The organism is Burkholderia sp. PU8-34 (assembly GCF_053427725.1).
Genome location: NZ_JBSAXC010000012.1, coordinates 160483 through 185207, shown reverse-complemented (window position 1 = coordinate 185207; position 24725 = coordinate 160483). Strand labels below are relative to the sequence as shown.

Sequence of the window (24725 nt, the reverse complement as noted above, 5' to 3'; positions counted from 1 at the left end):
TTAGTTGAACAGGCCGAGCACGGTCTGGAACAGCGTCGATGCCGTCTGGATCACCTTCGCGTTCGCCTGGTAGAGCTGCTGGTACTGCATCAGGTTCGCCGCCTCCTCGTTCTGGTTCACGCCCGACACCGACTGCTGCGCGGACGTGATCTGGCCGACGAGCGCCGTCTGCGCGGCGCTCGACGACTTGAGCTGGCTCGCGGTGTTGCCGATGCCGTTCACGTAGGTCGCGTAAGCGCCCGTCAGCGTCGCCGTGCCGTTGGCGAGCGTCTTCGTATTGACGAGCTTCGACAGCGCAAGCGCGTTGCTGCCGTCGTTGGTGCCGCCCGCGTAGGCGCCGATCACGAACTGGTCGCCGTCGGCCGGCGCGCCGGACAGCGTGACGCTCACGCCGTTGATCGCGCCCGCCGTGCTGCCCGTCATCGTCAGCGTCGCGCCGGTCGCTGCGCTGTACGACACCGGCGTCGACGCGCTCGCGATCGTCACCGACGTGCCGCCGATCGTCACCGTCGTGCCGGCCGGGAAGCCGGACAGCGTCTGCGTCGACGCGTCGTAGGTCAGCGTGGTCTTGGCCGGCACCTGGTAGCCGGCGCTCACCGTGCCCTGCGTGATCGTGGCCGTCCCCGAATTCGTCGACACGGCCGACGACACGACCGGCGACGCCGCCGCGATCACCGAGCCGTTCGACGTCGCGAGCGCGAAGGTGTCGGTCGCGCCGCGCGTCGGCAGCACCGTGAACGCATCGCCGGCGTTCATCGAACCGGACGGGAACGAGAAGTTCAGCCCGTTGATCGAGCCGGGCATCGACGGCGACGTGCCGACCAACGCGCCGCTCGCGCGGTCGGTCAGCGTGTACTTGCTGCCGTCGTACGTCAGCGTGTAGTCGCCCGTCGTCGGCTGCGCGGCGTTCGCGAACGACACGGACAGCGTCGCGTTGCCCGTGTTGCCCTGGTTCGCATAGACGGCGGGGTTGCCGACCGAGAACAGGGGCTTGCCGACGTTGCCCGACAGGTCGATGCCGAGCGCATTCTGCGCGTTGACCTGCGCGGTGAAGCTGGTCGCGATCGCGCCGAGCTGCGCCTGCGCCGGATCGAGCGTCTGGTTGCGGAACGACAGCAGGCCGCCGAGCGTGCCGCCCGACAGCGACGCGTCCGGCAGATTCTGGTTCGGGCCCTGCGGGTTCGCGCCGGCGATCCCCTGCGACACGACGGTCAGCTCGCTCGGATCCGACGGCGACGTGACGGCCGCGAGCTGGTAGCTCTTGTCGGCGACGACGAGCGGCTGGCCGCCCGCGAGAAACACGCTGTAGCCCTGCGCGTTGCTGACGGTCTGGACGCCGACGAGGTTCGACAGGTTCGACACCGCGAGGTCGCGCTGGTCCATCAGCTGGTTCGGCGGCTGCCCCTGGGCGCTTGCCGCCGCGATCTGCTGGTTCAACTGCGCGATCTGGGTCGTATACGAATTGATCTGCGACACCGTGCTCGACAGTTGCGTGTTCACGCTCTGGCGCAGCGTGTCGTACTGCTGGCCGGCCGAGTTGATCTGGTCGGCGAGCGACTGCGCGTTGCTGATCGCGGTCTGCCGCGCGGACGGGTCGGACGCGTTGTTCGCGACGTTCTGCAGCCCCGTGAAGTAGTTCGTGATCGCGGTCGAGATGCCGGCCGTCGGGCTGCCGACGTAGTTGTTCAGCTGCGCGACCATCGAATACCACGTCGACAGCGCGCCGCTCTGGGTCTGTGCGCTGTTGAGCTGGTCGTTCAGGTACTGGCTGTACTGGCGCTGGACGGTGACGGTGTTCACGCCCTGCGGCACGTAGCCGCTGCCCGTGTACTGGCCGCTCGCCTCGGCATAGACGGGCCGCTCGACCGAATAGCCGGGCGTCGAAGCATTGCTGATGTTCTGGCTGGTCGTCGTCAGGCCCCATTGCGCAGCGTTCAGGCCGCTGAGACCGAGGTTCATGAGAGTGTTGGACATGCGCGATCCTGATGAGCGGGCCGCGCTGCGGCCGCCGGTTGCGTGACTCCCGGTATAACGGCCGCGGATCGGAAAAATTGAGGGAAAAATGCACGCGGCCGCGCGTGCCTGCGCGGCGCGCAACGGCCCGGCTGGCGGGCCGGCTGGCCGACTAGCCGACTAGCCGACTAGCCGACGTCAGGCGCGCGCGAGCTGGCGGCGCTTCATCTCGAGCTGCGTGATCAGGCGCTGCAGCGTGTTCTCCGCGCTGCCCGGCAGCGACATGAAGCGGAAGCCGAGCTGGTAGCGCCGCGAGCCGTTCGGCACCTCGGTCGCACGCTGCGACACGAGCTTCAGGTCGAGCGACAGCTTGCCGTGGCCGTTCAGCTCGAGCTCGACGTCGGGCAGCAGCGTGCCGACCTCGAGCGCCTCGACGCGCTCGTCGGCCGTGCGCAGCCCGACGCCGCCGAGCGACAGGTTGTGCACCTCGAACAGGAAACTCTCGCCGTCCGGCAGCTTGCCGCGGCACAGGTACGGATCGACGATCGGCGCGTCGACGCGGAAATATTCGCGGCGCTGGATGCAGTACAGCAGGTCGGGGAAATCGGCCTCGAATGCGGGGAGCCCCTCGAAGCGCGTCTCGCGCGGCGTGCGGGTCGCGAACTCGACGCGCACGCCGTCCGGCGCGGCCGAGAACTTGCAGTGCGAGGCCGCGAGGATCCCGCTGTTCTGCTCGGCGAGCGCCCCCCAGTCGAACGTGAAGGTGCGCGCGCCGACGTCGACCTCGAGCAGCCGGGTGACGAGCTGGCCGCCCGGGTACTGGACGGTGAGGAAATCACCGCGGCTCACGAGGTTGCGCAGCTGCACGCCGATTTCAAGCGGGTTGCGGCGGGCATAGTCGGGCCCGGAATGCCCCGCGTCGGGGCTCGTGTCCGTCGACTGATCGATATTCATGGCTTGCCGGTCATTCTTGTCATTGAGCGCACGGGAACCGATGCGCGATAAAACCGGGCCAGAACTGTCACCCGGTCGCAGGTCTCTCACACTTAGCGGCAGTGCTGTCCGAAAGTTTAGATCGATTTCTCGAATTTTTTTGCGCAAACGTTCAAACCGCGTACGGCCGAACATGGCGTGATCGGACAACGGGGATCGGCGGCGGGGATGGGCGGCGGGGGCGCAGCGGTGCCGGCGGTGGCGGGGACGGTGGAGCGGGCGTGAATCGGCGATCGGCCGAATCGGCAAATCGGACAGTCCGGCGACCGGTCAGCCGATCTGCTGCATGATCGAGATCAGTTTCTTCGCGTAGTTCGGGTCGGTCGCGTAGCCGGCCTTCTGCATCCCGTGCGCGAAGCCCTCGACGCTGCGGCTCGCGCTCAGCACGCCCGCGTAGCGCGGATTGTTCTTCAGCAGGTTCGCGTAGTCGGTCATCGCATGCTCGTACGAGTCGTACGCGCGGAACTTCGCGACGACGCGGCGCGGCGTGCCGTTCACGTATTCGGTCGTCAGCGCCGACACCGTGCGGCCGGTCCAGCCCTTGCCGGCCTTGATGCCGAACACGTTGTGGCTCGTCGAGCCGTCGGCCGCCAGGATCTCGCGCTTGCCCCAGCCCGATTCGAGCGCCGCCTGGCCGACGATGAAGCGCGCCGGGATGCCGGTCGCCGCGCTCGCCGCCTGCGCGGGGCCCGCGAGCCGGTCGACGAACGCGTCGGCGTCGGCCACGCCGCTCGCGCCTTTCAGCGGCGGCGTCAGCGCGCTGCCCGCCGAGTAGCCGCGCCCGTTCGCGAGCGCGCCGTTGTTGGCGGCCGCGTTCGCGTAGGCCTTCGCCATCGCGTTCATCGCGGCCATCCCGCCCTCGCTGCCGGCCGCGCCTGAGCCGGCCGCGCCGAAACCGGCCGCGCCCAAGCCCGCCGCGCCGGCGTCGGCCGCCGTATCGGCGCCCGCGCCGAGGTTCGCGTTGCGCATCAGCTGCTTCATCAGCGCGTCGGCCACGCCGATCCCCTTCGACGACATCTGCTGCGCGAGCTGCTGGTCGAGCATCGACGTGTACATCTTCGACGTGTGCGAATCGAACAGCCCGCCTTCGGGCGTCGCGTCGCGCATGCTCTTCAGCATCATCTGCGTGAACATCGCGTCGAACTGCCCCGCGACGAGCTTCGCGCCCGCCTGCGGCGACTGCTTGACCTGCGCGCGCAGCGCGTCGAAGCCCTGCACGTCGAGCGCGAAGCGCTGCGTCAGGCCGTTCCCGTTCCCGTCCGGAAGATTCGCCGTCATTTAGATGATCTCCAGATCGGCGCGCAGCGCGCCGGCCGCCTTCATCGCCTGCAGGATCGACATCAGGTCCGCGGGCGTAGCGCCAAGCGTATTGAGCGCCTTCACGACGTCGGCGAGGTTCGCGCCGGCCGTCACCATCTTCAGCGCGCCGTTGTCCTGCTTGAGCTGGATCTGCGACTGCTGCGCGACCACCGTCTGCCCGTTCGAGAACGGCCCCGGCTGCGACACGACCGGCTGCGTGTTGACGACGACCGACAGGTTGCCGTGCGCGACCGCGCAGCTTTGCAGCGTGACCATCTGGTTCATCACGATCGAGCCCGTGCGCGCGTTCAGGATCACCTTCGCGGCGGCCTTGTCCGGGCTCACGTCGAGATTCTGCAGGCGCGCCATGAACGCGACCTGCTGCGCCGAATCGGCCGGCGCCGCGAGCTGGATCGTGCGGCCGTCGAGCGCGGTCGCGGTGCCGGAGCCGAAGCTCGAATTGATCGCAGACACGATCCGCTGCGCGGTGCCGTAGTCCATGTCGTTCAGCTGCAGCTGCAGCATCCCGTTCATCTGCGCGACCGCGTTCGGCACCGCGCGCTCGACGATCGCGCCGCCGACGATGCGACCCGCCGCGAGCTGGTTCACCTGCACGCGGCTGCCGTTCGCGCTCGCGCCCGCGCCGCCGACCGCCATGTTGCCCTGCGCGAGCGCATACACCTGCCCGTCCGCGCCTTTCAGCGGCGTCATCAGCAGCGTGCCGCCGCGCAGGCTTTTCGCGTTGCCGAGCGACGACACGGTCACGTCGAGCGCCTCGCCGGGCCGCGCGAACGGCGGCAAGGTCGCGGTGACCATCACGGCCGCGACGTTCTTCAGCTGCATGTTGGTCAGCGACGAGCTGCCGCCGTTCGCCGAGCCGTTGTTGATCGAGATGCCGAGGTTCGCGAGCATGTTCGCGAGCGTCTGCGTCGTAAACGGCGTCTGCATCGTCTGGTCGCCGGTGCCGTCGAGGCCGACGACGAGGCCGTAGCCGATCAGCGGGTTGTCGCGCACGCCCTGGATCTGCGCGAGATCCTTCAGGCGCTCCGCGTGCGCGGGGCCGGCGGCGAACGCGCACAGGCACGCGCACACGGCAAGCACGCTGAACGACAGGCTTCGGAGCAAGGACTTCATGGCATCACCACGGCGCGATGTTGAGGAAGAAGCGCTGCAGCCAGCCCATCGTCTCGGCTTCGTTGATGTAGCCCTTCGCCGAGTATTCGATCTTCGCGTCGGCGACCTGCGTCGAGTAGACCGAGTTCGCGCCGGAGATCGTGTTCGGGTTCACGACGCCCGAGAAACGCACGAACTCGTTGCCCTGGTTGATCAGCATCTGTTTCTGCCCGCTGACGATCAGGTTGCCGTTCGGCTGCACGCCGGTCACCGTCACCGTGATCGTGCCGTTGAACGTGTTCGCGGCGCTCGCGCCGCCCGTCGCGGTGAACTTGTTCGCGCCTTCGGCCGACAGGTTCGTCTTCGCGAACAGGCCGCCGAGGAAGCCGGCGGTCGGCACGTCGAAGCTCGTATTGCCCGCACGGTTCGTGTTCGCGCCCGACGATTTCGTCGCGTTGATGTTTTCCGCGATCACGATCGTCAGGATGTCGCCGACGTTGCGCGGCCGCTGGTCCTCGAACAGCGGCCGGCCCGCATAGCCCGGGTTGTAGATCGAGCCGGGCGCCTGCATCGCCTGCGGCATCGGCGGCTGCGCCGTCATCGGCTGCTGGATGATCGGATCGTGCGGGATCTGCGCACAGCCGGCGAACGCCGCCACCGCGAGCACGCATGCTGCGCGATCGGTGGCGAACGGGAGGAGGCGAACCTGCTTCATGGCGACGACGCGTATTTCCGGTTAGCTCTTCATCTGCGTGACGGTCTGCAGCATCTGGTCGGACGTCGTCACGGCCTTGCTGTTGATCTCGTACGCGCGCTGCGTCTGGATCATGTTGACGAGCTCCTGAACGACGTTCACGTTCGACGCCTCGACATAGCCCTGGTTGAGCGTGCCCGCGCCGTTCAGGCCCGGCTGCGACACGTTCGGCGCGCCCGACGACGTGGTTTCCGCGAACAGGTTCTCGCCCTTCGCCTCGAGGCCGGCCGGGTTGATGAAGGTCGCGACCTGCAGCGAGCCGATCTGCACCGCGTTGGTCGAGCCCGGCTGCGTGATCGTGACGACGCCGTCCTTGCCGATCGTCATCGACGTCGCGTTCTGCGGGATCGTGATCGCCGGGATCACCTGGTAGCCGCTCGACGTGACGAGCTGGCCCTGCGCGTTGGTCTGGAACGAGCCGTCGCGCGTGTAGGCGTTGGTGCCGTCCGGCATCAGCACCTGGAAGAAGCCCGCGCCGTTGATCGCGACGTCCTTCGAGTTGCCGGTCTGCGTGAGGCTGCCCTGCGTATACAGGCGCTCGGTGGCGACCTGCTGGACGCCGGTGCCGAGCTGCAGGCCCGACGGCAGTTCGGTCTGCTGCGTCGAGTTCGCGCCGGGCTGGCGGATCGTCTGGTACAGCAGGTCCTCGAACACCGCGCGCGAGCCCTTGAAGCCGTTGGTGCTGACGTTCGCGAGGTTGTTCGAGATCACGTCCATCTGCGACTGCTGCGCGTTCATGCCGGTGGCGGCGATGTAGAGCGAACGGTTCATTCGGTTGGTTCTCCTGCGTGGGCTGGCGCTGGCGCTCAGCTGAAATTGAGCAGCTGGTTCGCCGACTGCTCGTTCTGGTCGGCCGTCTGGATCAGCTTCGACTGAAGCTGGAAGGCGCGCGCGTTGTCGATCATCGCGACCATCGCGTTCACCGGGTTCACGTTGCTGCCTTCGAGCGAATTCGGCGCGACGACGACGGTCGGGTCGGTATCCGCCGGATTGCCGTCGGCGGTGCGGAAGAGGCCGTCGTCGCCGCGCGTGAGCGTCGCCGGATCGGGATTGACGAGCTTCAGCTGGTCGACGATCGCGACCGCGGTCGGCGGGTCGCCCGGCATCAGCGCGGACACCGTGCCGTCCTTGCCGATCGTGACCTCCGCGTTCGGCGGCACCGAGATCGGGCCGCCGTTGCCGACTACCGGCTGGTTCGTCGCAGTGACGAGCTGGCCGTTCTGGTCGACGTGCAGGTTGCCCGCGCGCGTGTACGCCTCGCTGCCGTCCGCGGTCTGCACGGACAGCCAGCCGGCGCCCTGCACCGCGATGTCGAGCGGATTGCCGGTACGCGTGAGCGGCCCCGGCGCGAAATCCGCGCCCGGCGTCGACGCGAGCACGTAGGTGCGCGTCGTCGTGGGATCGCTCGTGCTGCCGTCGCCGAAATTCATCGGCACCGCGCGATAGTTCGCGAGCTGCGCGCGAAACCCGGTCGTCGATGCGTTCGCGAGGTTGTTCGCGACGATCGCCTGCTGGTCGAGCGACTGCGACGCGCCCGTCATCGCCGTATAGATCAGTCGGTCCATGGCTGCCCGTTATCCGCGCGTCACAGGTTGATGAGCGTCTGGTCGACGGTCTGCTGCGTCTTGATCGTCTGCGCGTTCGCCTGGTAGTTGCGCTGCGCGGTGATCAGGTTCACGAGCTGGCTCGTCAGGTCGACGTTGGAGTTCTCGAGCGCGCTGCCCTGCAGCGTGCCGTGGTTCGTGCTGCCCGGCGTGGAGATCTGCGGCACGCCCGACTGCGCCGTCTCGACGTACTGGTTGCCGCCGATGCTCACGAGGCCGTTCGGGTTGTTGAAGTTCGCGAGCACGATCTGGCCGAGCGTCGCCGTCTGGCCGTTCGAGTAGTTGCCCGTGACCTTGCCGTCGGAGCCGATCGTGAAGGTCGTCAGCGTGCCGCTCGCGTAGCCGTCCTGCGCGAGGTTGTTCACGCCGTCCTTGCCGCCGTACTGCGTCGTGCCGGTGAGGTTCAGCGTCAGGTTCTGCGGCGTCGCCGAGCCGTCGGTGGTCGGGATCGTGAACTGGAACTGGCCGAGCGCCGCGGTCGGGGTCGGCGGCGTCGTCGCGCCCGGCACCGTCGTGCTCGCGATGCCGCCGGACGCGTTGAACGTGACCGTGCCGAGGTCGGTCGGCGTCTGGTTGGCCACGCCCGCATACGTTTCCCACGTGCCGGTCGCGGTCTTCACGAAGTACATGTTGACCTGCTGCGAACCCCCGAGCGAATCGTAGGTCTGGACCGACGTCGAGTAGTTGTAGCTCGTCGAGTCGGTGTAGCTGAACGGCGTCGTGGTCGCCGGCGCGTCCTGCGAGTTCAGGTTGAACTGCCCGGTGATCGTGGTCGTCGGCGTCGGCGCGATGTTGGTCGTCGGCGCCTGCAGCGGCACGGTCTGCGCGGAGTTGATCACGCCCTTCGCGTTCGCCGCGTAGCCCATCAGGTTCATGCCCTGCGCGTTCACGAGGTAGCCGTTCTTGTCGCGCTGGAACGTGCCGTCACGCGAGTACGTGATCGCGCCGTTGTTGGACATCTGGTAGAAGCCGTTGCCGTTGATCGCGACGTCGAGCGCCGAGTTGGTCGTGTTGATCGTGCCCTGGCTGAAATTCTGCTGCACCGAGTTCAGCGACGTGCCGATGCCGACCTGGTTGTTGACCGACGTCGCGATCGAGTTCGCGTACATGTCCGCGAACTGCGCGCTGCTCGACTTGAAGCCGACCGTGTTCGCGTTCGCGATGTTGTTGCCGATCACGTCGAGGTCCGTCGACGCGCCCGCGAGGCCGCTCAAACCCTGTTGATAACCCATCTCGGTCTCCGTTTCGAGGAAGCTGAATCAGTTGGTGGTGGTGCCGGTCGACGACGATGACGACGACGTGGTCGGGTAGATCGACGCAACCTGCGTGAGGCCCACCGTCGAGCCGTTCGACAGCACGAGCCCCGCCGTGCCGTCCGCCTGCTTGACCACGCTCTGCACCTGCGCGGCCGCGAGCGTCGTCACGGTCTGCGGCGTGCCGGTGCTGTCCGTGTAGCTCGCGCTGATCGTGTACTTGCCGTCCGGCAACGCATTGCCGGCCGCGTCGGTCGGCGTCCAGTTGAACGGCACGGTGCCCGCCGACTGCGCGCCCGCATTGATCGTGTTCACGACGAGGCCCGACGCGTTCTTCACGGTGACCGTCAGGTTCGACACCGAGCTCGCGAGCGACACGCCGAACGGCGTCGCCGCGCCGCTCTTTACCGTGACGGCATTGCCCGGCGCGAGCACGTTCGAGCCGATCAGCATCGCCGCCTGCGTCTGCTGGCCGGCCGCGAGCTGCGTCGACAGCGACGTGAGCGACGTGTTGAGCTGCGCGATGCCGCTCACCGTGTTGATCTGCGCGAGCTGCGACGTCATCTGCGAGCTGTCGACGGGGCTCGTCGGATCCTGGTTCTGCAGCTGCGTGACGAGCAGCTTCAGGAACGTCGCCTGCAGGTCGCTCGCCGACGTGCTGGTCGTCGACACGTTGTTCGTGTTCATCGTGTCGGTCGGCAGAGTCGACACGGTGGTGCCGCTGGTGCCGATCGTCGTGGAGGAGGAGGTCATCCGGTCGGGCCTTCTGTCTGGTCTGTCAGGTCGGTAAAAACGCGGCTCACGAGCCGATCGTCAGCGTCTTCAGCATCAGCTGCTTCGCGGTGTTCAGCGTCTCGACGTTGGCCTGGTACGAGCGCGACGCCGAGATCATGTTCACCATTTCCTGCACGGGGTCGACGTTCGGCATCTGCACGTAGCCGTTCGCGTCGGCGGCGGGGTTCGCGGGGTCGTAGGTCGACTTCATCGGCGACGGATCGTCGATCACCTTGGTCACGCGCACGCCGCCCACGCCCTGGCCGGACGCCGTGCGCGCGCCGCCGACCGGATCGGTCGCGAACACGACCTGCTTCGCCTTGTACGGCTTGCCGTCGGGGCCGGTCGCGCTGTCCGCGTTCGCGAGGTTCGACGCGGTGACGTTCAGGCGCTGCGACTGCGCGGACAGCGCCGAGCCGGCGACGCCGAAGATGTTCATCAACGAGGGCATGGAGGCTCCTTATGCTCGGTGTGTGCTCGATGCGGGCTGGCGGTTCGGGGCGGCCGCGCGGTCACGAATTCGACGTGATCGCGGCGATCATCGCCTTGATCTGCTGGGTCATCACGGTCATCCCGGTCTCGTAGTGCAGCGCGTTGTTCGCGAACTGCACGCGCTCGACGTCGAGATCGACCGTGTTGCCGTCGAGTGCCGGCTGCAGCGGCACGCGATATTGCGCGCGGCCGTAGTCGTCGGCCGGCCCGCCCGTCGGAATCAGCTTCGCGGTGCCGGCCATGTGGCCCGGCGCCGTCGACACCATCGACATCCCGCTCGTCACGCCGGCCGGCTGCGCCATCGCGAGCGGCGCTGCGTTGCTCGGTGCGAGCGCGCCGCCCGTCTGCTTCAGCGAGCGGGCGAGCGTCGACGCGAAATCGACGTCGCGCGCCTCGTAGCCGGGCGTGTCCGCGTTCGCGATGTTCGACGACAGCAGTTCCTGCCGATAGGCGCGCACGTCGAGCGCCTGGCGGCCGAACGCGAATTCGGCATCGAGTCTGTCCAGCATCTGTGCGTCTCTCCGTGTGCAGCGCTGACCCGCTCTTTCGCCGCACGGCGGCCAAAGAGGCTTTTTTCCATGACAAGCATGGTAGGCGGCGCACGCAACCGGCAATCGGGCGAATAACGCGGCAAAGCCCCCCTCTATTCATCGTTTGCGCGGCGGTCCGGCTCCCTAGAATGCAAAGCGGATCAACGGGTCGAGGATATGGCGATGGCTCCCAGCGGATTTCGCAGCGACGACGGACGGCGGCCGCGCGCGCGGCGCGCGTTCGCGCTCGCCGTGGCGCTGTGGACGGCGCTGTGGACAGTCCCGGCGGCGGCGCAGGCCGCGGACGACGGGATGATCGTGATTCCGGGACGCGGCGAGACCGCCGAATCCGCGCTCGCGAATGCGAATGCGGCAAGCAGCGGCCGCCGGCTTTCCGGAAACGTGAATGCGGGCGCGATGCCGGCAGCCGCCGATCCGGGCCGGATCGTGACGGTTGTCGCGGGTACGCCCGGCGAGATCGTGCAGGACACCGCCCGCACAGCGCCCCGACCGGCGTTCGCGCCGCGCCCGGCGGCGGCGCGCGCGAGCGCGACGGCGGCAGCGGCAGCGATGCGCACGCCGGCTGCGCCCCCCGCTTCGGTTACGGCGATGCGCACACCAGCTGCACCGCCCGCTTCCGCTACGGCGATGCGCACACCGGCTACGCCGCCCGCTTCCGCCTCTGCTACGGCGACGGTCGCACCCGCACCGGCCGTGCCGCCCGGCCAGCAGGATCCCGACACGATCCGCCGCGCCGCGCTCGCCTTTCTCCAGCAGCAGATCGCCGGCCTCCCCGGCAAGACGACGGCGACCGTCGCGGCCGCGTTTCCGCGCGGGCTCGCCGCCTGCACGACGCTCGAGCCGTTCCTGCCGACCGGCGCGCGCCTGTGGGGCCGCACGACGGTCGGCGTGCGCTGCGCGGGCGAGCGGCCGTGGACGGTCTACCTGCAGGCAAAGGTTGCCGTGCAGGCCACCTATTACGTCGCCGCGCGGCAGATCGCGCCCGGCGAGGCGCTGACCGCGGCCGACCTCGTCGCGCGCGACGGCGACCTGACCGTGCTGCCGCTTGCCGTGATCACCGATCCGTCGCAGGCGATCGGCTCGACCGCGCTCGCGCGCGTCGCCGCCGGGCTGCCGCTGCGACAGGACATGCTGAAGAGCGCGGCGTCGGTGTCGGCCGGCCAGACCGTGCGGGTCGTCGCGGCCGGGCCCGGATTCACGATTTCGGCCGAGGGCAGCGCGCTCGCGAACGCGGCGCCCGGCCAGTCGGTGCGGGTGCGGATGGCGGCGGGACAGATCGTCACCGCGATCGTCAAGGACGCGGGTACGGTGGAGATTCCGCTTTAGGGTCCGCTCCCGCCGAGCATCGGGGAGCGCAGTTGTAAGAATGCAAAGGATTGTTTATTTGGAGGAATCGCCCGAAACACGGTGCTAAAGTTTGGCCCCGCCATGCCGTTATCTGGGTCAAACCGTACAGGAACACCATCGTGAAGATCGATTCCACGCCCACCCCGAACACCCGCGCCCCGGCCACCGGCACCGGCGCGGCCCGCCCGCAGCAAGGCGCACCCGCGGCGTCCGGCGAGCAGTCGGCGCCCGCAGGCGCGACCGGCGGCGACGCGACCGTGAACCTGTCGGGGCTGTCCGGACAATTGCGCACGATGTCGGCGTCCGGCAATGCGGACATCAACACGGGCCTCGTCCAGTCGATCAAGGACGCGCTGAACAACGGCACGCTGACGATCGATCCGGGCAAGATCGCCGACGGCGTGCTGAATACCGCCCGCGAGCTGCTGCAGCAGCAGCGCCCGCAGGGCAGCTGAGCCGGCCCGACAGGCCGGCGCCCCCTGGTTTTTTGCCGGCGCGCGAATTGCCGCGCGCTGGCGTGACGAGCGAGACGCGATGAGAGACGAGCTGCTGGCCACGGTCAACGACGAACATGCGACGGTCGAAGCGTTCGCGTCCCTGCTCGCCTACGAAGAGAAGGCGCTGACGACGCCCGAGCCGCTCGCGATGCTGCCGAACATCATCGAAAAGAAGAGCGCGCTGCTCGACCGGCTCGCGCGGCTCGAACGCGCGCGGGACACGCAGCTGTCGGCGCTCGGCTTCCCCGGCGGCAAGAAAGGGATGGACCAGGCCGCCGAACGCGACGCGCGCCTCGCCGGCCGCTGGCGGCTGCTGCAGCAATCCGCCGAGCGTGCGCGCCAGGCCAATGCGACCAACGGGATGCTGATCCGCATCCGGATGGACTACAACGAGCGCGCGCTCGCGGTGCTGCGCTCGGCGCCCGCGCCGACCGGCGTCTACGGACCGGATGGACGGGTGGCGGCGTTGATGCGCTGACGAAGCGCTGACGAAGCGCTGACGAAGCGCTGACGAAGCACTGACACCGGCTGCGGTCAACGGCCCGCGTCAGGGCCACCCCGTCACACCCCGGCTCACCACACATTCCGCTTCGACAGGCCGGCGCCCAGTCCGGCACACGCGTCCCGCCGATACGCGGCAGCGCAGCCGCGCCGCCTGATGCGGCAACAACAGACCGGACGGCATCGATGATCGGCGGGCGGCAGGCACCGCCCGCCTCTGCGTCGTCGCCGGCGCTTACAGCAGCGGACACGGCGTCACCTGCGTGCCCCGCTCGACGCACAGCCGCTCGTAGTCGCGCAGGTAATCGCGTTCGTCGTCGGTCAACAGGTCGAGGTCGATCAGATCCCAGTCGTAGCCGACCGCGACGATGTTCTCGAACGTCATCTTGTCCGGCTCGTGCTCGCTCGGATGGATGATCACGATGTTCTCGATCCGCACGCCGCCCTTGCCCGGCACGTAGATGCCCGGCTCGACCGAGATCACCGCGTTCGGCACCAGGCCGTACTTCGACCCCGGCGCGAACCGCACCCCGCCTTCGTGCACGTGAATCCCGACGCCGTGCCCGGTGCCGTGGCCGAAATCGTAGCCGTGGTCGCGGCAGACCTGCCGCACGGCCGCATCGACGTCGCCGCCCGACGCGTCTTTCGGGAACGGCGTGACGAGCCCCTTGATGCACGCCTTCAGCGCGACCGTGTAGATCTCCCGCTGCCAAGGCTGCGCCACCGTATCCGGGCGGGTTCGGCGCAACACGACGCGCGTGCAGTCCGTCGCAAAGCCGCCTTCGTAGTACGCGCCGCTGTCGAGCAGCACGAGCTCGCCTTCCGTCAGCTCGACGTCGGCGCTCGCCGCCGTGTAATGCGCGGACGCGCTATTGGCGCCGTTCGCCGCGATCGACGGGAACGTCAGCGCCACCGCCGAACGCGCACCGTACGCATCGTTGATCACGCGGGCCAGGTCGTATTCGGAGTGCCGCTGCCCCGGCTCCCCCGCGACCCCTGTTTTCGCCCAGCGCATTGCGTCGGCAATCGCCGCGCAACTGCGCGCGAACGCGTCGCGGAACTGGTCGAGCACTTCCGGCGTCTTGCCGACCCGCATCGCCTCGACGGGATTGAAATCGGCATGGCGCGCGTGCGGCCACACGCGGCTCACCGTATCGACGAGCGCGCAGTTGACCGACTCGAACCCGTAGCACACATGCTCGGCCACGAACTGCGCGAGGAAGCGCTCGAGTTCATCGAAGTCGCGCCGGATCACCTGCAGCACCGGATACGATTCGAGCTCGACCGGGCAACGGTCGCAGCCTTCCGGCAGGAACAGCACGACCTGCGCGCCGACCACGAACAGGAAGCCCAGGTGCGACGACGCATTCGGGATGTGATAGCCGCGGCTGTTCAGCAGATAGCCGAGATCGTCCGACAGGCAGGTGACGAACGCCGTCCTTCCTTTTGCCGCACCGGTGTGCGCAGCGAGCCGCTGGCTCAGCGTCGCGAGGTTCTGCGCGACGCTCACGCCGGTCATCGATTCCGGCAGCTCGAAGATCGGCCGCTCGACGACCCAGCCCGGCAGCGCGATCGCCCGGTCGATTTCGCGGCCGACGAGGCTCGTCCAGTCCAGCTTCGCCGCTTGCGTGCGCTCGAGCAGCCGGTCGCGCTGCGCGACACTGATCCGCAGCCCGTCGTAGCCCACCCGCTTCAGCCGGTCAGCGCGGGCGGTGAGCCAGTCGGCCATCGCCAGCCACATCGAGTCGTTCAGACCGAGCTTCTCGATGCGCACGCGTGCCGGATCGCACTGTTTTTCCGCCTGCAGGTGATAGCGGCCGTCGACGAACAGCACGAACTGCGGCACACCGAGCGCCTGTGCCGCCGCCGCGCTCAGGAAAAGGCCGGCGCCTGCCGAGCCGTCGAAGCCCGACACCGCGTAGCGCGGGTTGTTGCGGCGCGGCAGGTACTCGGTGAGGAACTCGTCCTGCGACGTGACCACCACGGCGTCGAGCTGCACGGCGTCGAGCAGACGCGACAGCCCGGCGTGCGTGTCGTCAACGGACGCGTCGTACGAAGGAAGGCCGGAGAAACTGTATTTCAGTCGATCGATCATCGGTTGCCCACTTTGTTCTTTGTTGTCAGAGCGCGCGCGGCTGCCAGTCCGCATGGCTGCGCGTCCGGTGCGCGATCCGGTAGCCATACCGGTCGCGATGCCGGCCCATGCGGCAGCGCCTCGCGAATTTTTGTCTCACTTAAATTCTGATGCGGCGCGAGTGAATCTAGAACGTGCCCAAATTTTGGTCAAGCTAAAATTTTAGTCACACTGAAATCTGTGTCCGATGCGAAACACGTATACGGCGTACGCGGCCTGGAACCGCCCGGACGACGCTGCGCGGTACAATGCGCCGGCATCGTCGCCCGAGCGGCCGTGCTTCGTGCGATGTGCGGGAAAATCGCGGAAAATTGGCGGAAAGGGGCCGTCCAGGCGACTGCGCAGCCGCCTCCGCTCGCCGTCTACTCGTTGCCACGAAAGAGATTCATGGATTCAGACCTCATGCGTATCGGCCAGCGCATCCGGCGCCTGCGCCGGGAAGCGAAGAAAACGCTGCTGGAAGTCGCGACCGAAGCCAAGCTGTCGGTCGGGTTCCTGTCCCAGGTCGAACGCAATCTCACGGGCATCTCGATTTCGTCGCTCGTCAACGTCGCCAAGGCGCTGAACGTGCCGATCGGCGTGCTGATCGACCAGCCGCGCCAAGAGCAGCCCGATTCGCATCAGGGCAGCCGGGAGTCGTATGCGGTCGACAACACGTCGCAGTGCTACGAGCGCCTCTCCACCACCTTCGACGGCAGCCTCATCAATGCCGTCAAGGTTCAGATGATGGAAGGCTACTGCTCGGAATGGGTCGCCCATGGCGGCGACGAATTCGTCTACGTGCTGTCCGGGCAGATCTGCTACACGGTCGGCAAGAAGGACTACCCGCTGTCGCCCGGCGATTCGATCCACTTCGATGCGCACAAGAAGCACCGCGTCGCGAACGTGGGCGCCGGGCCCGCGGAACTGATCGTGGTCGGCACGCTGCCGCTGTTCGACGACAGCCATGCCGAATTCGCGTCCGGGTCGACCGACATCACGCAACCCGACAGCGACGCCAGGCTGCGCCCGGGCGAGCCGCGCGTGAGCCGCTGCCTGCCGGCGGCGAAGCGCGGCCGCGCCGAGGATCCGCTTCAGCCGGGCGCGATGGGGCCTGCCGCAAGGAAAGCCGGGAAAAAAGACAAGGCAGCGGACAAAGTAGCGGACAAGGCTGCGAACAAAACGGCAGACAAGACAGCCTTCGGCAAGCCGCGCGCGTCCGCCGGCAAGCGGGCAGCAGACGCCGCCCCGGGCAGCAAGCGCACCGCACGCAAGAAGAAATAGCGCCGCGAGCTGGCCGGCCCGCCCGCCGCTATTCGCCGATCTCGAGCGCGCGCGCGACCGCCTGGATCCGCGCGCGATGCACGGCGTCCTTGATCTTCGTCGCGTCGTTGCCGATCTCGCGCGCGATCGCGCCCGCATCGACGCTGCGCGCCGCCACGAGCGCCTCGCGCAGCCGCTCGGCCTGCGGATACGGCTGCGCTTCGAGCCCGAGCCGGCCGCGCGCATCGGCTTCGCACGCCTGCACCATCTCCGCGAAGCGCGCGGGCTTGCGCAGCGCGTCGGCGCGTTCGAACAGCCGCACGAGCGCCGCCGCGCCCATCTCCATCACGCGATGCAGGTTGCCGTGCTCGCGCGCGACGACGAGCGCAAGATCGCGGCAATCGTTCGGCACCCGCAGCCGCTCGCACAACGGCTTCAGCAGATCGACGCTGCGGCCTTCGTGGCCGATGTGGCGCGGCAGCACGTCCTCGGGCGTCGTCGCCTTGCCGAGATCGTGCGTGAGCGCCGCGAAGCGCACCGCCAGCGAATAGCCCTGCTTCGCCGCATGATCGACGACCATCATCACGTGCACGCCCGTGTCGACTTCCGGGTGGTAGTCGGCGCGCTGCGGCACGCCCCACAGCGCATCGACCTCGGGCAGGATGCGCGCGAGCGCACCGCAGTCGCGCAGCACCGCGAACATCCGCGACGGCCTTGCCTCCATCAGCCCGCGTGCGATCTCCTGCCAGACCCGCTCGGCGACGAGCGCGTCGGCTTCGCCCGCGTCGACCATCCGCCGCATCAGCGCGAGCGTCTCGTCCGCCACCGCGAAATCGGTGAAGCGCGCGGCAAAGCGCGCGATGCGCAGGATCCGCACCGGATCCTCGACGAACGCGTCGCTCACATGCCGGAACACGCGCGCGTGCAGGTCCGCCTGCCCGCCGAACGGATCGACCACCGGGCCGACCAGCGCGCCGTCCGGATTCACCGCACGCGCCATCGCATTGATCGTCAGGTCGCGCCGCGCGAGATCCTCGTCGAGCGTGACGTCCGGCGCATAGTAGAACTGGAAGCCGTGATAGCCGGCCGCCGTCTTGCGTTCGGTGCGCGCGAGCGCGTATTCCTCGTGCGTGTCCGGATGCAGGAACACCGGGAAATCCTTGCCGACCGGCTTGAAGCCCTGCGCGGCCATTTGCTCGGGCGTCGCGCCGACCACCACGTAGTCGCGGTCCTGCACCGGCACGCCGAGCAGCTCGTCGCGGATCGCACCGCCCACTGCGTACACGTTCATGGCGTTGGCTCGTATTCGGCGATCACGTTGGTTTCGCGGCGCGCGTCGTCGATCCACCGCTGCACCGCCGGCAGCGCGGTCACGCGCTCGACGTAGCCGGCCGCTTCCGGCGACAGCCCCGGCGCGTACGTGTTGAAGCGCATCACGACGGGCGCGTACATCGCGTCGGCAATGCCGAACTCGCCGAACAGGAACGGCCCGCCCGACGCCTCGAGGCACGCGCTCCACATCGCGTCGATGCGCGCGACGTCGGCGAGCGACTCGGGCGTCGCGCCGCGGCCCGGCATCGATGCGCGCACGTTCATCCCCATCTGCGTGCGCAGCGCCGCGAAGCCGCCATGCATTTCCGCCGAAATGCTGCGCGCGTGCGCGCGCTCGAGCGCGTCGGCCGGCCACATCGGGTATTGCGGATAGCGCTCGGCGAGCGTTTCCGCGATCGCGAGCGACTCCCAGACCGCGACGCCGTGGTCGTCGATCAGGCACGGCACCTTGCCGGACGGCGAGTGCTCGAGGATGCGTGCCTTCGTGTCGTCGCGCCGCAGCTCGACGACGATTTCGTCGAACGGGATGCCGAAGTGCGCAAGCAGCAGCCACGGCCGCATCGACCACGACGAATAGTTCTTGTCTCCAATGACGAGTTTCATGACGGATTTCCAGAAAGGGGAAACTAGCGGCGGCGCGAGCGGAACCAGTCGAACCGGGTCCGCATCGCCGCGTCGCCGAGGTACGCGGGCACGATGCTTTCGAGACTCGCGGGCTGGAGGCCGAGCTCGGGCGCGAGCGGTCCGGACAGCACGTTCGGCACCGACATCGACGCGAGGTTGTCGCGCGTGATCACCGGTTCGCCCGGCAGGCATTCGAACACGGTCGCCTGCAGCCGCGCGAGCATGTCGGGCAGCCGCACGATCCGCGCCTCGCGGCCGACCAGCGTGCCGCAATAGCGGACCAGCTCCTCGAGCGTATAGACCTTCGGACCGCCGAGTTCGTAGGTCTTGCCGCGCGCCGCGGCCAGGTCGAGCGTATTGACGAACGCGCGCACGACGTCGCCGACGAACACCGGCTGGAACTGCGCGTCGGGCATCGCAAGCGGGATCACCGGCAGCGTGCGATGCAGCCGCGCGAACGTGTTGAGGAATGCGTCGCCGGGCCCGAACACGACCGACGGGCGGTAGATCGTCACCGCGAGCGAGTCGGTGGCCGCGACCGCATGCAGCGCGGCCTCGCCATCGCCCTTCGAGCGCTGGTACATGCTCGCGCCGTGCGAATTCGCGCCGAGCGCGCTCATGTGCAGCAGGCGCCGCACGCCGGTCTCGATGCACGCGCTCGCGAGCGCGGCCGGCAGCGCGACGTGCGCGCGCTCGAAGCCCGGGCCGTACGGCGTGCCGTGGCCGCCGTGCAGCACGCCGACGAGGTTCACGGCCGCATGCGCGCCGGCGACGAAGCGGGCCAGCGTACGCACGTCGAAGTCGTCGAGCTCGACGACCTCGACCGGCAGCATCGTCAGATGACGCGCATGGTTGCGGCGCCGGGTGCCGATCCGCACCTGCTTGCCCGCATCGATCAACGCACTCACGAGCCGGCTGCCGATGAAGCCGGTGCCGCCCAACAGCGCAATGGTCTGGCGATCCATGTTCGATGCTCCATCGCGCCGGTTCGCGCCCGTCGCGGGCGTGCGAACCGGCCCTAAAGCACACTGCCGCGTCTCGCGCGGCAGTGTGCAGGTTGGAAGTTGCCGCTCAGGGCGAGATCATGCCTAGACGTTTCTTCAACGATTGTGGCTTGCCTTCGAAGAGCGCCGCGTAATAGACCGTGTTCGACAGCACGTTCTTCACGTAGTCGCGCGTCTCGTTGAACGGAATCGTCTCCGCGAAGATCGCGCCTTCGACCGGCTGAGTCAACACCTGCCGCCACTGGCGCGGCCGGCCGGGCCCCGCGTTGTAGCCGGCCGTCGCGAGCACCGGCGAGCTGTCGAAGTTGTTGTAGATGTCGGCCAGGTACCAGGTGCCGAGCTGGATGTTGGTGTCGATGTCGTGCATCTGCGCGCGCGTGATCGTGCCGAGGCCGAGCTTCTTCGCGACGAGCTGCGCGGTGGCCGGCATCAGCTGCATCAGGCCGCCCGCGCCGACCGTCGAACGCGCGTTCGTGACGAAGCGCGACTCCTGGCGGATCAGCCCGTACGCCCACTCGGTGTCGAGGCCCGTCGACTGCGCGTAGCGCTCGACGATGTCGCGATACGGCGACGGGTAGCGCAGCGTGAAATCGTGCTCGGCCTTCGTCCGGTCGGCCGTGTTGACGGTGCGGTCGAGCAGGCCGACGCGCTTGCCGTATTGGGCGGCCGCGAGCAGTTGCCGGTCGGTCATCCCGCGCAGCGGCCAGTTCCATTCGCGGTTGCCTTCGAGCCGCAGGTCCAGATCGTAGAAGCGCTGCGCGAGCGCGAAGCCCGGCACCTTGCTCATCTCGTTGATCTCGGCGTCGGACACTGTCGTGCGCGGCGGAATCTTCGTACGCTGGCCGAGCTCTTCGCCGGCGAGCTGGCCGTAGAAGTTGAACTGGCCCGCGATCTGCTCGAATTCCTGGTTCGCCTGCAGCGTGTCGCCGCTCTGCTTGAGCGCGCGCGCGTGCCAGTAGACCCACGCCGGATCGTCGCGCAGCGACGGCGGCATCTGCTCGATCGACCAGCGCACCATCGGCCAGTTGCCGACCAGCAGCGCGCTGCGCGTGCGCCATTCATACCCGGGGTTCGACAACGGCGCATTCGCCGATTTCGCATACCAGACCGATGCGAGCGGCGAGCGCTTCAGCGCGCCCTGGTAGCCGACCGCGCCCCACGCGATCGCCTGTTCCTGCTTCGTCAGCGAAGGCGCGATCGACGTGAGCATGCCGGCGGCCTGGTCCGGATCGTTGCGCGCCAGGCGGCCGATCGAAATCAGCGCGAGCTGGTGCGACACCGCGTCGGGGCCGACGCCGCGCGCGAGGAACAGCGGCGGCGCGCTCGTCGCCTGATCGAACGCGACCGGTCGCGCGCCGAGCGCATCGACGATCTTGCCGCCGACCGTCGTGTAGTTCTGCTCGAACGCGAGCCGCGCCTGCTGCCACACGTCGTCGCTCGAGAACTGCTGGTTGACGGTGAGCGCGGTGATCAGGTCGACGCACGCGTCGCCGTAGTTCTTCGGCTCGACGAGCAGCGCGCGTGCCGCATCGGCGACGTTCTCGCCGCGCGCCGCGCGCGATTCGAGCGCGTAGCACTTGACCTGCGTGTCGTCGTCGAGCACGAAGCGCTTGTACTGGTCGTCGAAGTTGCGCCAGTCGTGGCGCGCGCCGAGCACGAGCAGGTAGTCGTTGCGCATGCGGTCGGCAATCGCCTGGCCGTCGTAGCGCTGCAGGAACGACAGCACGGGCGCGTCCGGCGCATCGACGCGCGCGCGGCCCGTGGCATCGAACAGCTGCGGCTTGATCTGGAAATACTCGAGGTAGGACGGCGCCGGATAGTTCGGAATCGTCGCGGCGAGCTGCGCAGCCTTCGCGGCATCGTTGCGGCGCGCGGCTTCGCGAAGCTGGACGAAGGTCTGGTCGTCCCCGGCGAGCGTGTCGTCGGACGGCGCGGCGCACGCGGCCGTGCCCGCGACGAGCGCGACGGCGGAAAGCGTCAGCGCGGCCGCGCGATATACTCGAAAAAGGCTGTTCGACATCGTTTTGAATGGAGCACGAATTGAACGAAAGCATAGCACGCAACCCTTCCGCCGAACGGAAGGCGGCCCTGCGCAAAACGCTGTCGAAAGCCCGTCGCGACGCCGCGTCGCAGGCGTCGCCGAACGCTGCGCTCGACGCGCGGTTGCGTGCGCTGCTCGAGCGGCTCGCGCCGCGCACGGTCGGGTTCTACTGGCCGCTGCCGGGAGAATTCGACGCGCGCGCGGCGGTGCTCGCGTGGCGCGCGGCGAGCGCCGGCAGGCAGGCGGCGCTGCCCGTGATCCGCGAACAGCGCGCACCGCTCGAGTTTCACGCCTGGGACGATGCAACGCCGATGCGCGAAGGGCATCACCGCATTCCGGAACCGGCGTCGGGCGTCGTCGTCGTGCCGGACCTGTTGCTGATTCCGTGCGTCGGCTTCGATACGTGGCTGTACCGGCTCGGGTATGGCGGCGGCTATTACGACCGCACGCTCGCCGCGTGGCCCGGCGCCGCGCTGCCCGTTACCGTGGGCATCGCATACGAGGCCTGCAAGGTCGACGCGCTGCCGACCGAAGATCACGACCTGGCACTGCGGTGGGTCGTGACGGACGAGGAAACCTACGTGGCCGACGCGTAAGCGGCGGCGGCACCGCACGACAGCACTCGGCGGCGCGCCGAATCATCGCCAGGCGTTGCCGCCATCGCGCGACGAACGATCACCGACAGCCTCACGCCACGCCATCCGCCCGCGTCAAGAAACCGTCGCAATCGCCAGCCTACACTCCCCTTTGCCGCCGGCCGCGCGCGGCGGCGCATCCGCCTACAGCGATGCCGCCGCCCGCGCCGCCGTGTCGTACAGCCCGGACGCTTGGCGCAGCAGCTGCGCGGCGTCGCCGATCTGCTCGTTCGTGAGGCCGCTGTCCTTGAGCGTCTCGATCAGGCAGTGCTCGCGCACCTCGCGGTACTTGACGCACAGGTCGCGCCCGGCGTCCGTCGCGGAGAAGAACACTTCCTTGCCGCTCTTCTCGCTCGTCACGTAGCCGCGGGCGATCAGTTTTTTGAGCGCATAGGTCGCGACGTGCGTATCCTCGATGTTGAGCACGAAGCAGATGTCGGCGAGTTTCTTCTTGCGTTCGCGATGGCTGACGTGATGCAGCAGCGACACCTCGACCGCCGTCATGTCCTTCGCGCCCGCCGCCGACATGCAGCGCACCATCCAGCGGTTGAACGCGTTGCCGGCCATGATGAGCCCGTATTCGAGCTCCGACAGCTCCGCGCTCGAATCGGAAACGAGATGTTCGGACGAGACGATCTTGGTCGGATGACGCTTCATGGGCAGGCAGCGCAAGCAGGATGTCAGGGTGTGCAGAGTGTACGTCAGATGTTCGCGCGCACCTGCTAGGCATAAACGCTTATTGGGAACATATCGATAATTTATTGACAATGTACGCTAACATTGCCGTCCGAACCGTGCCAGTCCGATGACGCATCCACGCATTTTCCCGCTCGGCGACGCTGCGCTCGTTTGCGAAGTGCCGCCGCCCGCCACGCTCGACTGCCAGCGCCGCGTCTGGGCCGTTGCCGAGGCCGCGCGCGTGTGGCCGCACGTCGTCGACGTCGTGCCGGGCATGAACAACCTGACGATCGTGTTCGACGTGCTCGCCGCCTCCGCGGAATCGCTGTCGGCCGCGCTGCGCGACGCGTGGGAGACGGCCGACGTCGAGCACGCGAGCGGCCGCGAGGTCGAGATTCCTGTCGAGTACGGCGGCGCGGCCGGGCCTGACCTCGCAGTCGTCGCCGCGCATACGGGCCTCACGGCCGACGAGGTCGTCGCGCGCCACGCGGCCGCCGAATACGTCGTCTTCTTCCTCGGCTTCCAGCCTGGCTTTGCCTATCTCGGCGGCCTCGACCCATCTCTGCACGCGCCGCGCCGCGCGGCCCCGCGCCTCGAGGTGCCGGCCGGTTCGGTCGGCATCGGTGGTGCGCAAACCGGCATCTACCCGGCCACGTCGCCGGGCGGCTGGCAACTGATCGGCCGCACGTCGTGCGTGTTGTTCGATCCGTCCCGGCAGCCGCCGACGCTGCTCCTGCCCGGCGACCGGGTGCGCTTCACCATTGCGGGAGTCCACGCGACATGAGCCACAGCAAAGCGCCGGGCAGCATCGAGGTGCTGCGGGCCGGCCCGCTGACGACAGTGCAGGATCTCGGCCGCCACGGCGCGCGCCATCTCGGCGTCGCACAGGGCGGCGCGCTCGACAGCCTCGCGCTCGAAGTCGGTAACCGGCTCGTCGGCAACCGCCCCGACGCGGCCGCCGTCGAGATCACGATCGGCCCGGCCGCATTCCGCTTCACGCGCGCGGCGCGCATCGCGATCACCGGCACCGAATTCGGCGGAACGCTCGACGGCAAGCCCGTCTATTCGTGGTGGAGCCTGCCGGTCGAAGCCGGCGCGACGCTCACGCTGCCGGCCGCGAAGCGCGGGATGCGCGGCTATCTGTGCATCTCGGGCGGCATCGACGTGCTGCCGATGCTCGGCTCGCGCAGTACCGATCTCGCGTCGCGCTTCGGCGGCCTCGGCGGCCGCGCGCTGCGCGACGGCGACCGGCTGCCGGTCGGCGTGCCGCCGGCCGGCGCCGGCTGCCTCGCGCCCGACGCGACCGACGCCCCCGAGTTCGGCGTCAAGGCGCCGGCGTGGTGCGCGTTCGCGCGCGTCGACGAGCCGCCGCGCCGCCACCGGCCCGCGCACGCGCCGTGGGCGATGCCGGTACGCGTGCTGCCGGGCCCCGACTACGCGTCGTTCGCCGCGGACGCGCAGCAGGCGTTCTGGGACGAGGAATGGCTCGTGACGGCCAACAGCAACCGGATGGGGTATCGTCTGGCAGGTGTCGAGCTGGTACGCGAGCGGCCGGCGGAGCTGCTGTCGCACGCGGTGCTGCCGGGCACGATCCAGGTGCCGCCGAACGGCCAGCCGATCGTGCTGATGAACGACGCGCAGACGACGGGCGGCTATCCCAAGATCGGCACCGTGATCCGCGCGGATCTGTGGAAGCTCGCGCAGGCGCGGCTGAACCTGCCGATCCGGTTCGTGCGCACGACGCCCGAGGCCGCGCGCGACGCGCTCGCCGCCGAGCGCGCCTACCTGCGGCAGATCGACGTCGCGATCGAGATGCGGGAAGAAGCGCGCGTGCGCATGCAATCGCGCGCGGCGTGAACACGAGAGAGCAGGCGCCGGCGCACCATCACACGGATGGACGGAAA

24 protein-coding genes are annotated in these 24725 nt (G+C 68.6%); 7 read left to right on the top strand and 17 right to left on the bottom strand.

The window, feature by feature from the left end; all coding sequences use genetic code 11:
* The 11 genes from flgK to flgB form a co-directional block, all read right to left on the bottom strand.
* Nucleotides 1-1974: a flagellar hook-associated protein FlgK gene (flgK, locus tag ACV22Z_RS25710; RefSeq protein WP_448079090.1), complete on the bottom strand. Its 1974-nt coding sequence runs from the start codon at nucleotides 1972-1974 to the stop codon at nucleotides 1-3.
* Nucleotides 1975-2151: 177 nt separating this feature from the next.
* A complete protein-coding gene (locus ACV22Z_RS25705) occupies nucleotides 2152-2907 on the bottom strand; it encodes a flagellar brake protein (RefSeq protein WP_448079089.1) in 756 nt (251 codons plus the stop codon).
* A gap of 309 nt (nucleotides 2908-3216) precedes the next feature.
* Nucleotides 3217-4224 carry a flagellar assembly peptidoglycan hydrolase FlgJ gene (gene flgJ, locus ACV22Z_RS25700; RefSeq protein ID WP_448079088.1) on the bottom strand — a complete coding sequence of 336 codons (1008 nt, stop codon included), beginning with the start codon at nucleotides 4222-4224 and terminating at the stop codon, nucleotides 3217-3219.
* Nucleotides 4225-5379: a flagellar basal body P-ring protein FlgI gene (locus ACV22Z_RS25695; RefSeq protein WP_448079087.1), complete on the bottom strand. Its 1155-nt coding sequence runs from the start codon at nucleotides 5377-5379 to the stop codon at nucleotides 4225-4227.
* 4 nt (nucleotides 5380-5383) lie between these two features.
* Nucleotides 5384-6073, bottom strand: coding sequence for a flagellar basal body L-ring protein FlgH (gene flgH / locus ACV22Z_RS25690; RefSeq protein ID WP_448079086.1), 690 nt, complete (start codon nucleotides 6071-6073; stop codon nucleotides 5384-5386).
* Between the two features lie 21 nt (nucleotides 6074-6094).
* Nucleotides 6095-6883 (bottom strand): flagellar basal-body rod protein FlgG, encoded by a 789-nt coding sequence (gene flgG, locus ACV22Z_RS25685; protein ID WP_448079085.1) that lies wholly within the window; start codon nucleotides 6881-6883, stop codon nucleotides 6095-6097.
* A 35-nt stretch (nucleotides 6884-6918) separates the two neighbouring features.
* Nucleotides 6919-7677, bottom strand: a complete 759-nt coding sequence (flgF, locus tag ACV22Z_RS25680; RefSeq protein WP_448079084.1) for a flagellar basal-body rod protein FlgF — start codon at nucleotides 7675-7677, stop codon at nucleotides 6919-6921.
* Between the two features lie 20 nt (nucleotides 7678-7697).
* Nucleotides 7698-8948, bottom strand: a complete 1251-nt coding sequence (flgE, locus tag ACV22Z_RS25675) for a flagellar hook protein FlgE (protein ID WP_448079083.1) — start codon at nucleotides 8946-8948, stop codon at nucleotides 7698-7700.
* A 27-nt stretch (nucleotides 8949-8975) separates the two neighbouring features.
* Entirely contained in the window at nucleotides 8976-9722 is a 747-nt protein-coding gene (locus ACV22Z_RS25670; protein ID WP_448079082.1) for a flagellar hook assembly protein FlgD, read from the bottom strand.
* A gap of 46 nt (nucleotides 9723-9768) precedes the next feature.
* On the bottom strand, nucleotides 9769-10194 hold the full coding sequence (flgC, locus tag ACV22Z_RS25665) for a flagellar basal body rod protein FlgC (protein ID WP_448079081.1): 426 nt from the start codon (nucleotides 10192-10194) through the stop codon (nucleotides 9769-9771).
* Nucleotides 10195-10255: 61 nt separating this feature from the next.
* Nucleotides 10256-10744, bottom strand: coding sequence for a flagellar basal body rod protein FlgB (gene flgB, locus ACV22Z_RS25660; RefSeq protein WP_448079080.1), 489 nt, complete (start codon nucleotides 10742-10744; stop codon nucleotides 10256-10258).
* A gap of 204 nt (nucleotides 10745-10948) precedes the next feature.
* On the opposite strand from flgB, the gene flgA reads away from it, so the two are divergent.
* The 3 genes from flgA (at nucleotide 10949) to ACV22Z_RS25645 (ending at nucleotide 13108) form a co-directional block, all read left to right on the top strand.
* A complete protein-coding gene (gene flgA / locus ACV22Z_RS25655) occupies nucleotides 10949-12112 on the top strand; it encodes a flagellar basal body P-ring formation chaperone FlgA (RefSeq protein ID WP_448079079.1) in 1164 nt (387 codons plus the stop codon).
* 140 nt (nucleotides 12113-12252) lie between these two features.
* A complete protein-coding gene (gene flgM, locus ACV22Z_RS25650; protein WP_448079078.1) occupies nucleotides 12253-12588 on the top strand; it encodes a flagellar biosynthesis anti-sigma factor FlgM in 336 nt (111 codons plus the stop codon).
* Nucleotides 12589-12667: 79 nt separating this feature from the next.
* A complete protein-coding gene (locus ACV22Z_RS25645) occupies nucleotides 12668-13108 on the top strand; it encodes a flagella synthesis protein FlgN (protein ID WP_448079077.1) in 441 nt (146 codons plus the stop codon).
* Nucleotides 13109-13366: 258 nt separating this feature from the next.
* Here the strand turns inward: ACV22Z_RS25645 and ACV22Z_RS25640 are convergent, their stop codons facing one another.
* Nucleotides 13367-15226, bottom strand: a complete 1860-nt coding sequence (locus ACV22Z_RS25640; RefSeq protein ID WP_448079076.1) for a M24 family metallopeptidase — start codon at nucleotides 15224-15226, stop codon at nucleotides 13367-13369.
* 426 nt (nucleotides 15227-15652) lie between these two features.
* Here ACV22Z_RS25640 and ACV22Z_RS25635 point away from each other — a divergent pair, with 426 nt between their 5' ends.
* Nucleotides 15653-16528: a helix-turn-helix domain-containing protein gene (locus tag ACV22Z_RS25635; protein ID WP_448079075.1), complete on the top strand. Its 876-nt coding sequence runs from the start codon at nucleotides 15653-15655 to the stop codon at nucleotides 16526-16528.
* Between the two features lie 28 nt (nucleotides 16529-16556).
* On the opposite strand, the gene ACV22Z_RS25630 is transcribed toward ACV22Z_RS25635, so the two are convergent.
* From ACV22Z_RS25630 to ACV22Z_RS25615, 4 genes are all read right to left on the bottom strand, one after another.
* A complete protein-coding gene (locus tag ACV22Z_RS25630) occupies nucleotides 16557-17798 on the bottom strand; it encodes a multifunctional CCA addition/repair protein (RefSeq protein WP_448079074.1) in 1242 nt (413 codons plus the stop codon).
* A complete protein-coding gene (locus tag ACV22Z_RS25625) occupies nucleotides 17795-18442 on the bottom strand; it encodes a glutathione S-transferase family protein (RefSeq protein WP_448079073.1) in 648 nt (215 codons plus the stop codon). Before ACV22Z_RS25625 ends, ACV22Z_RS25630 begins: the two co-directional genes overlap by 4 nt.
* Nucleotides 18443-18465: 23 nt before the next feature.
* Entirely contained in the window at nucleotides 18466-19428 is a 963-nt protein-coding gene (locus ACV22Z_RS25620) for a complex I NDUFA9 subunit family protein (RefSeq protein ID WP_448079072.1), read from the bottom strand.
* Nucleotides 19429-19534: 106 nt separating this feature from the next.
* The gene (locus ACV22Z_RS25615; RefSeq protein ID WP_448079071.1) at nucleotides 19535-21487 is read right to left on the bottom strand and encodes a transglycosylase SLT domain-containing protein; all 1953 of its coding nucleotides are present in this window, start codon (nucleotides 21485-21487) and stop codon (nucleotides 19535-19537) included.
* Nucleotides 21488-21495: 8 nt separating this feature from the next.
* On the opposite strand from ACV22Z_RS25615, the gene ACV22Z_RS25610 reads away from it, so the two are divergent.
* On the top strand, nucleotides 21496-22104 hold the full coding sequence (locus ACV22Z_RS25610; protein ID WP_448079070.1) for a 5-formyltetrahydrofolate cyclo-ligase: 609 nt from the start codon (nucleotides 21496-21498) through the stop codon (nucleotides 22102-22104).
* Between the two features lie 183 nt (nucleotides 22105-22287).
* Here ACV22Z_RS25610 and ACV22Z_RS25605 read toward each other — a convergent pair whose 3' ends face one another.
* Nucleotides 22288-22800 (bottom strand): winged helix DNA-binding protein, encoded by a 513-nt coding sequence (locus tag ACV22Z_RS25605; protein ID WP_448079069.1) that lies wholly within the window; start codon nucleotides 22798-22800, stop codon nucleotides 22288-22290.
* 148 nt (nucleotides 22801-22948) lie between these two features.
* Between ACV22Z_RS25605 and pxpB the strand changes: the two genes are divergently transcribed.
* Together pxpB and ACV22Z_RS25595 are read left to right on the top strand one after the other, a co-directional pair.
* Nucleotides 22949-23605 carry a 5-oxoprolinase subunit PxpB gene (gene pxpB / locus ACV22Z_RS25600; protein ID WP_448079068.1) on the top strand — a complete coding sequence of 219 codons (657 nt, stop codon included), beginning with the start codon at nucleotides 22949-22951 and terminating at the stop codon, nucleotides 23603-23605.
* The gene (locus tag ACV22Z_RS25595; RefSeq protein ID WP_448079067.1) at nucleotides 23602-24678 is read left to right on the top strand and encodes a 5-oxoprolinase subunit C family protein; all 1077 of its coding nucleotides are present in this window, start codon (nucleotides 23602-23604) and stop codon (nucleotides 24676-24678) included. Before pxpB ends, ACV22Z_RS25595 begins: the two co-directional genes overlap by 4 nt.
* Nucleotides 24679-24725: the final 47 nt, after the last annotated feature.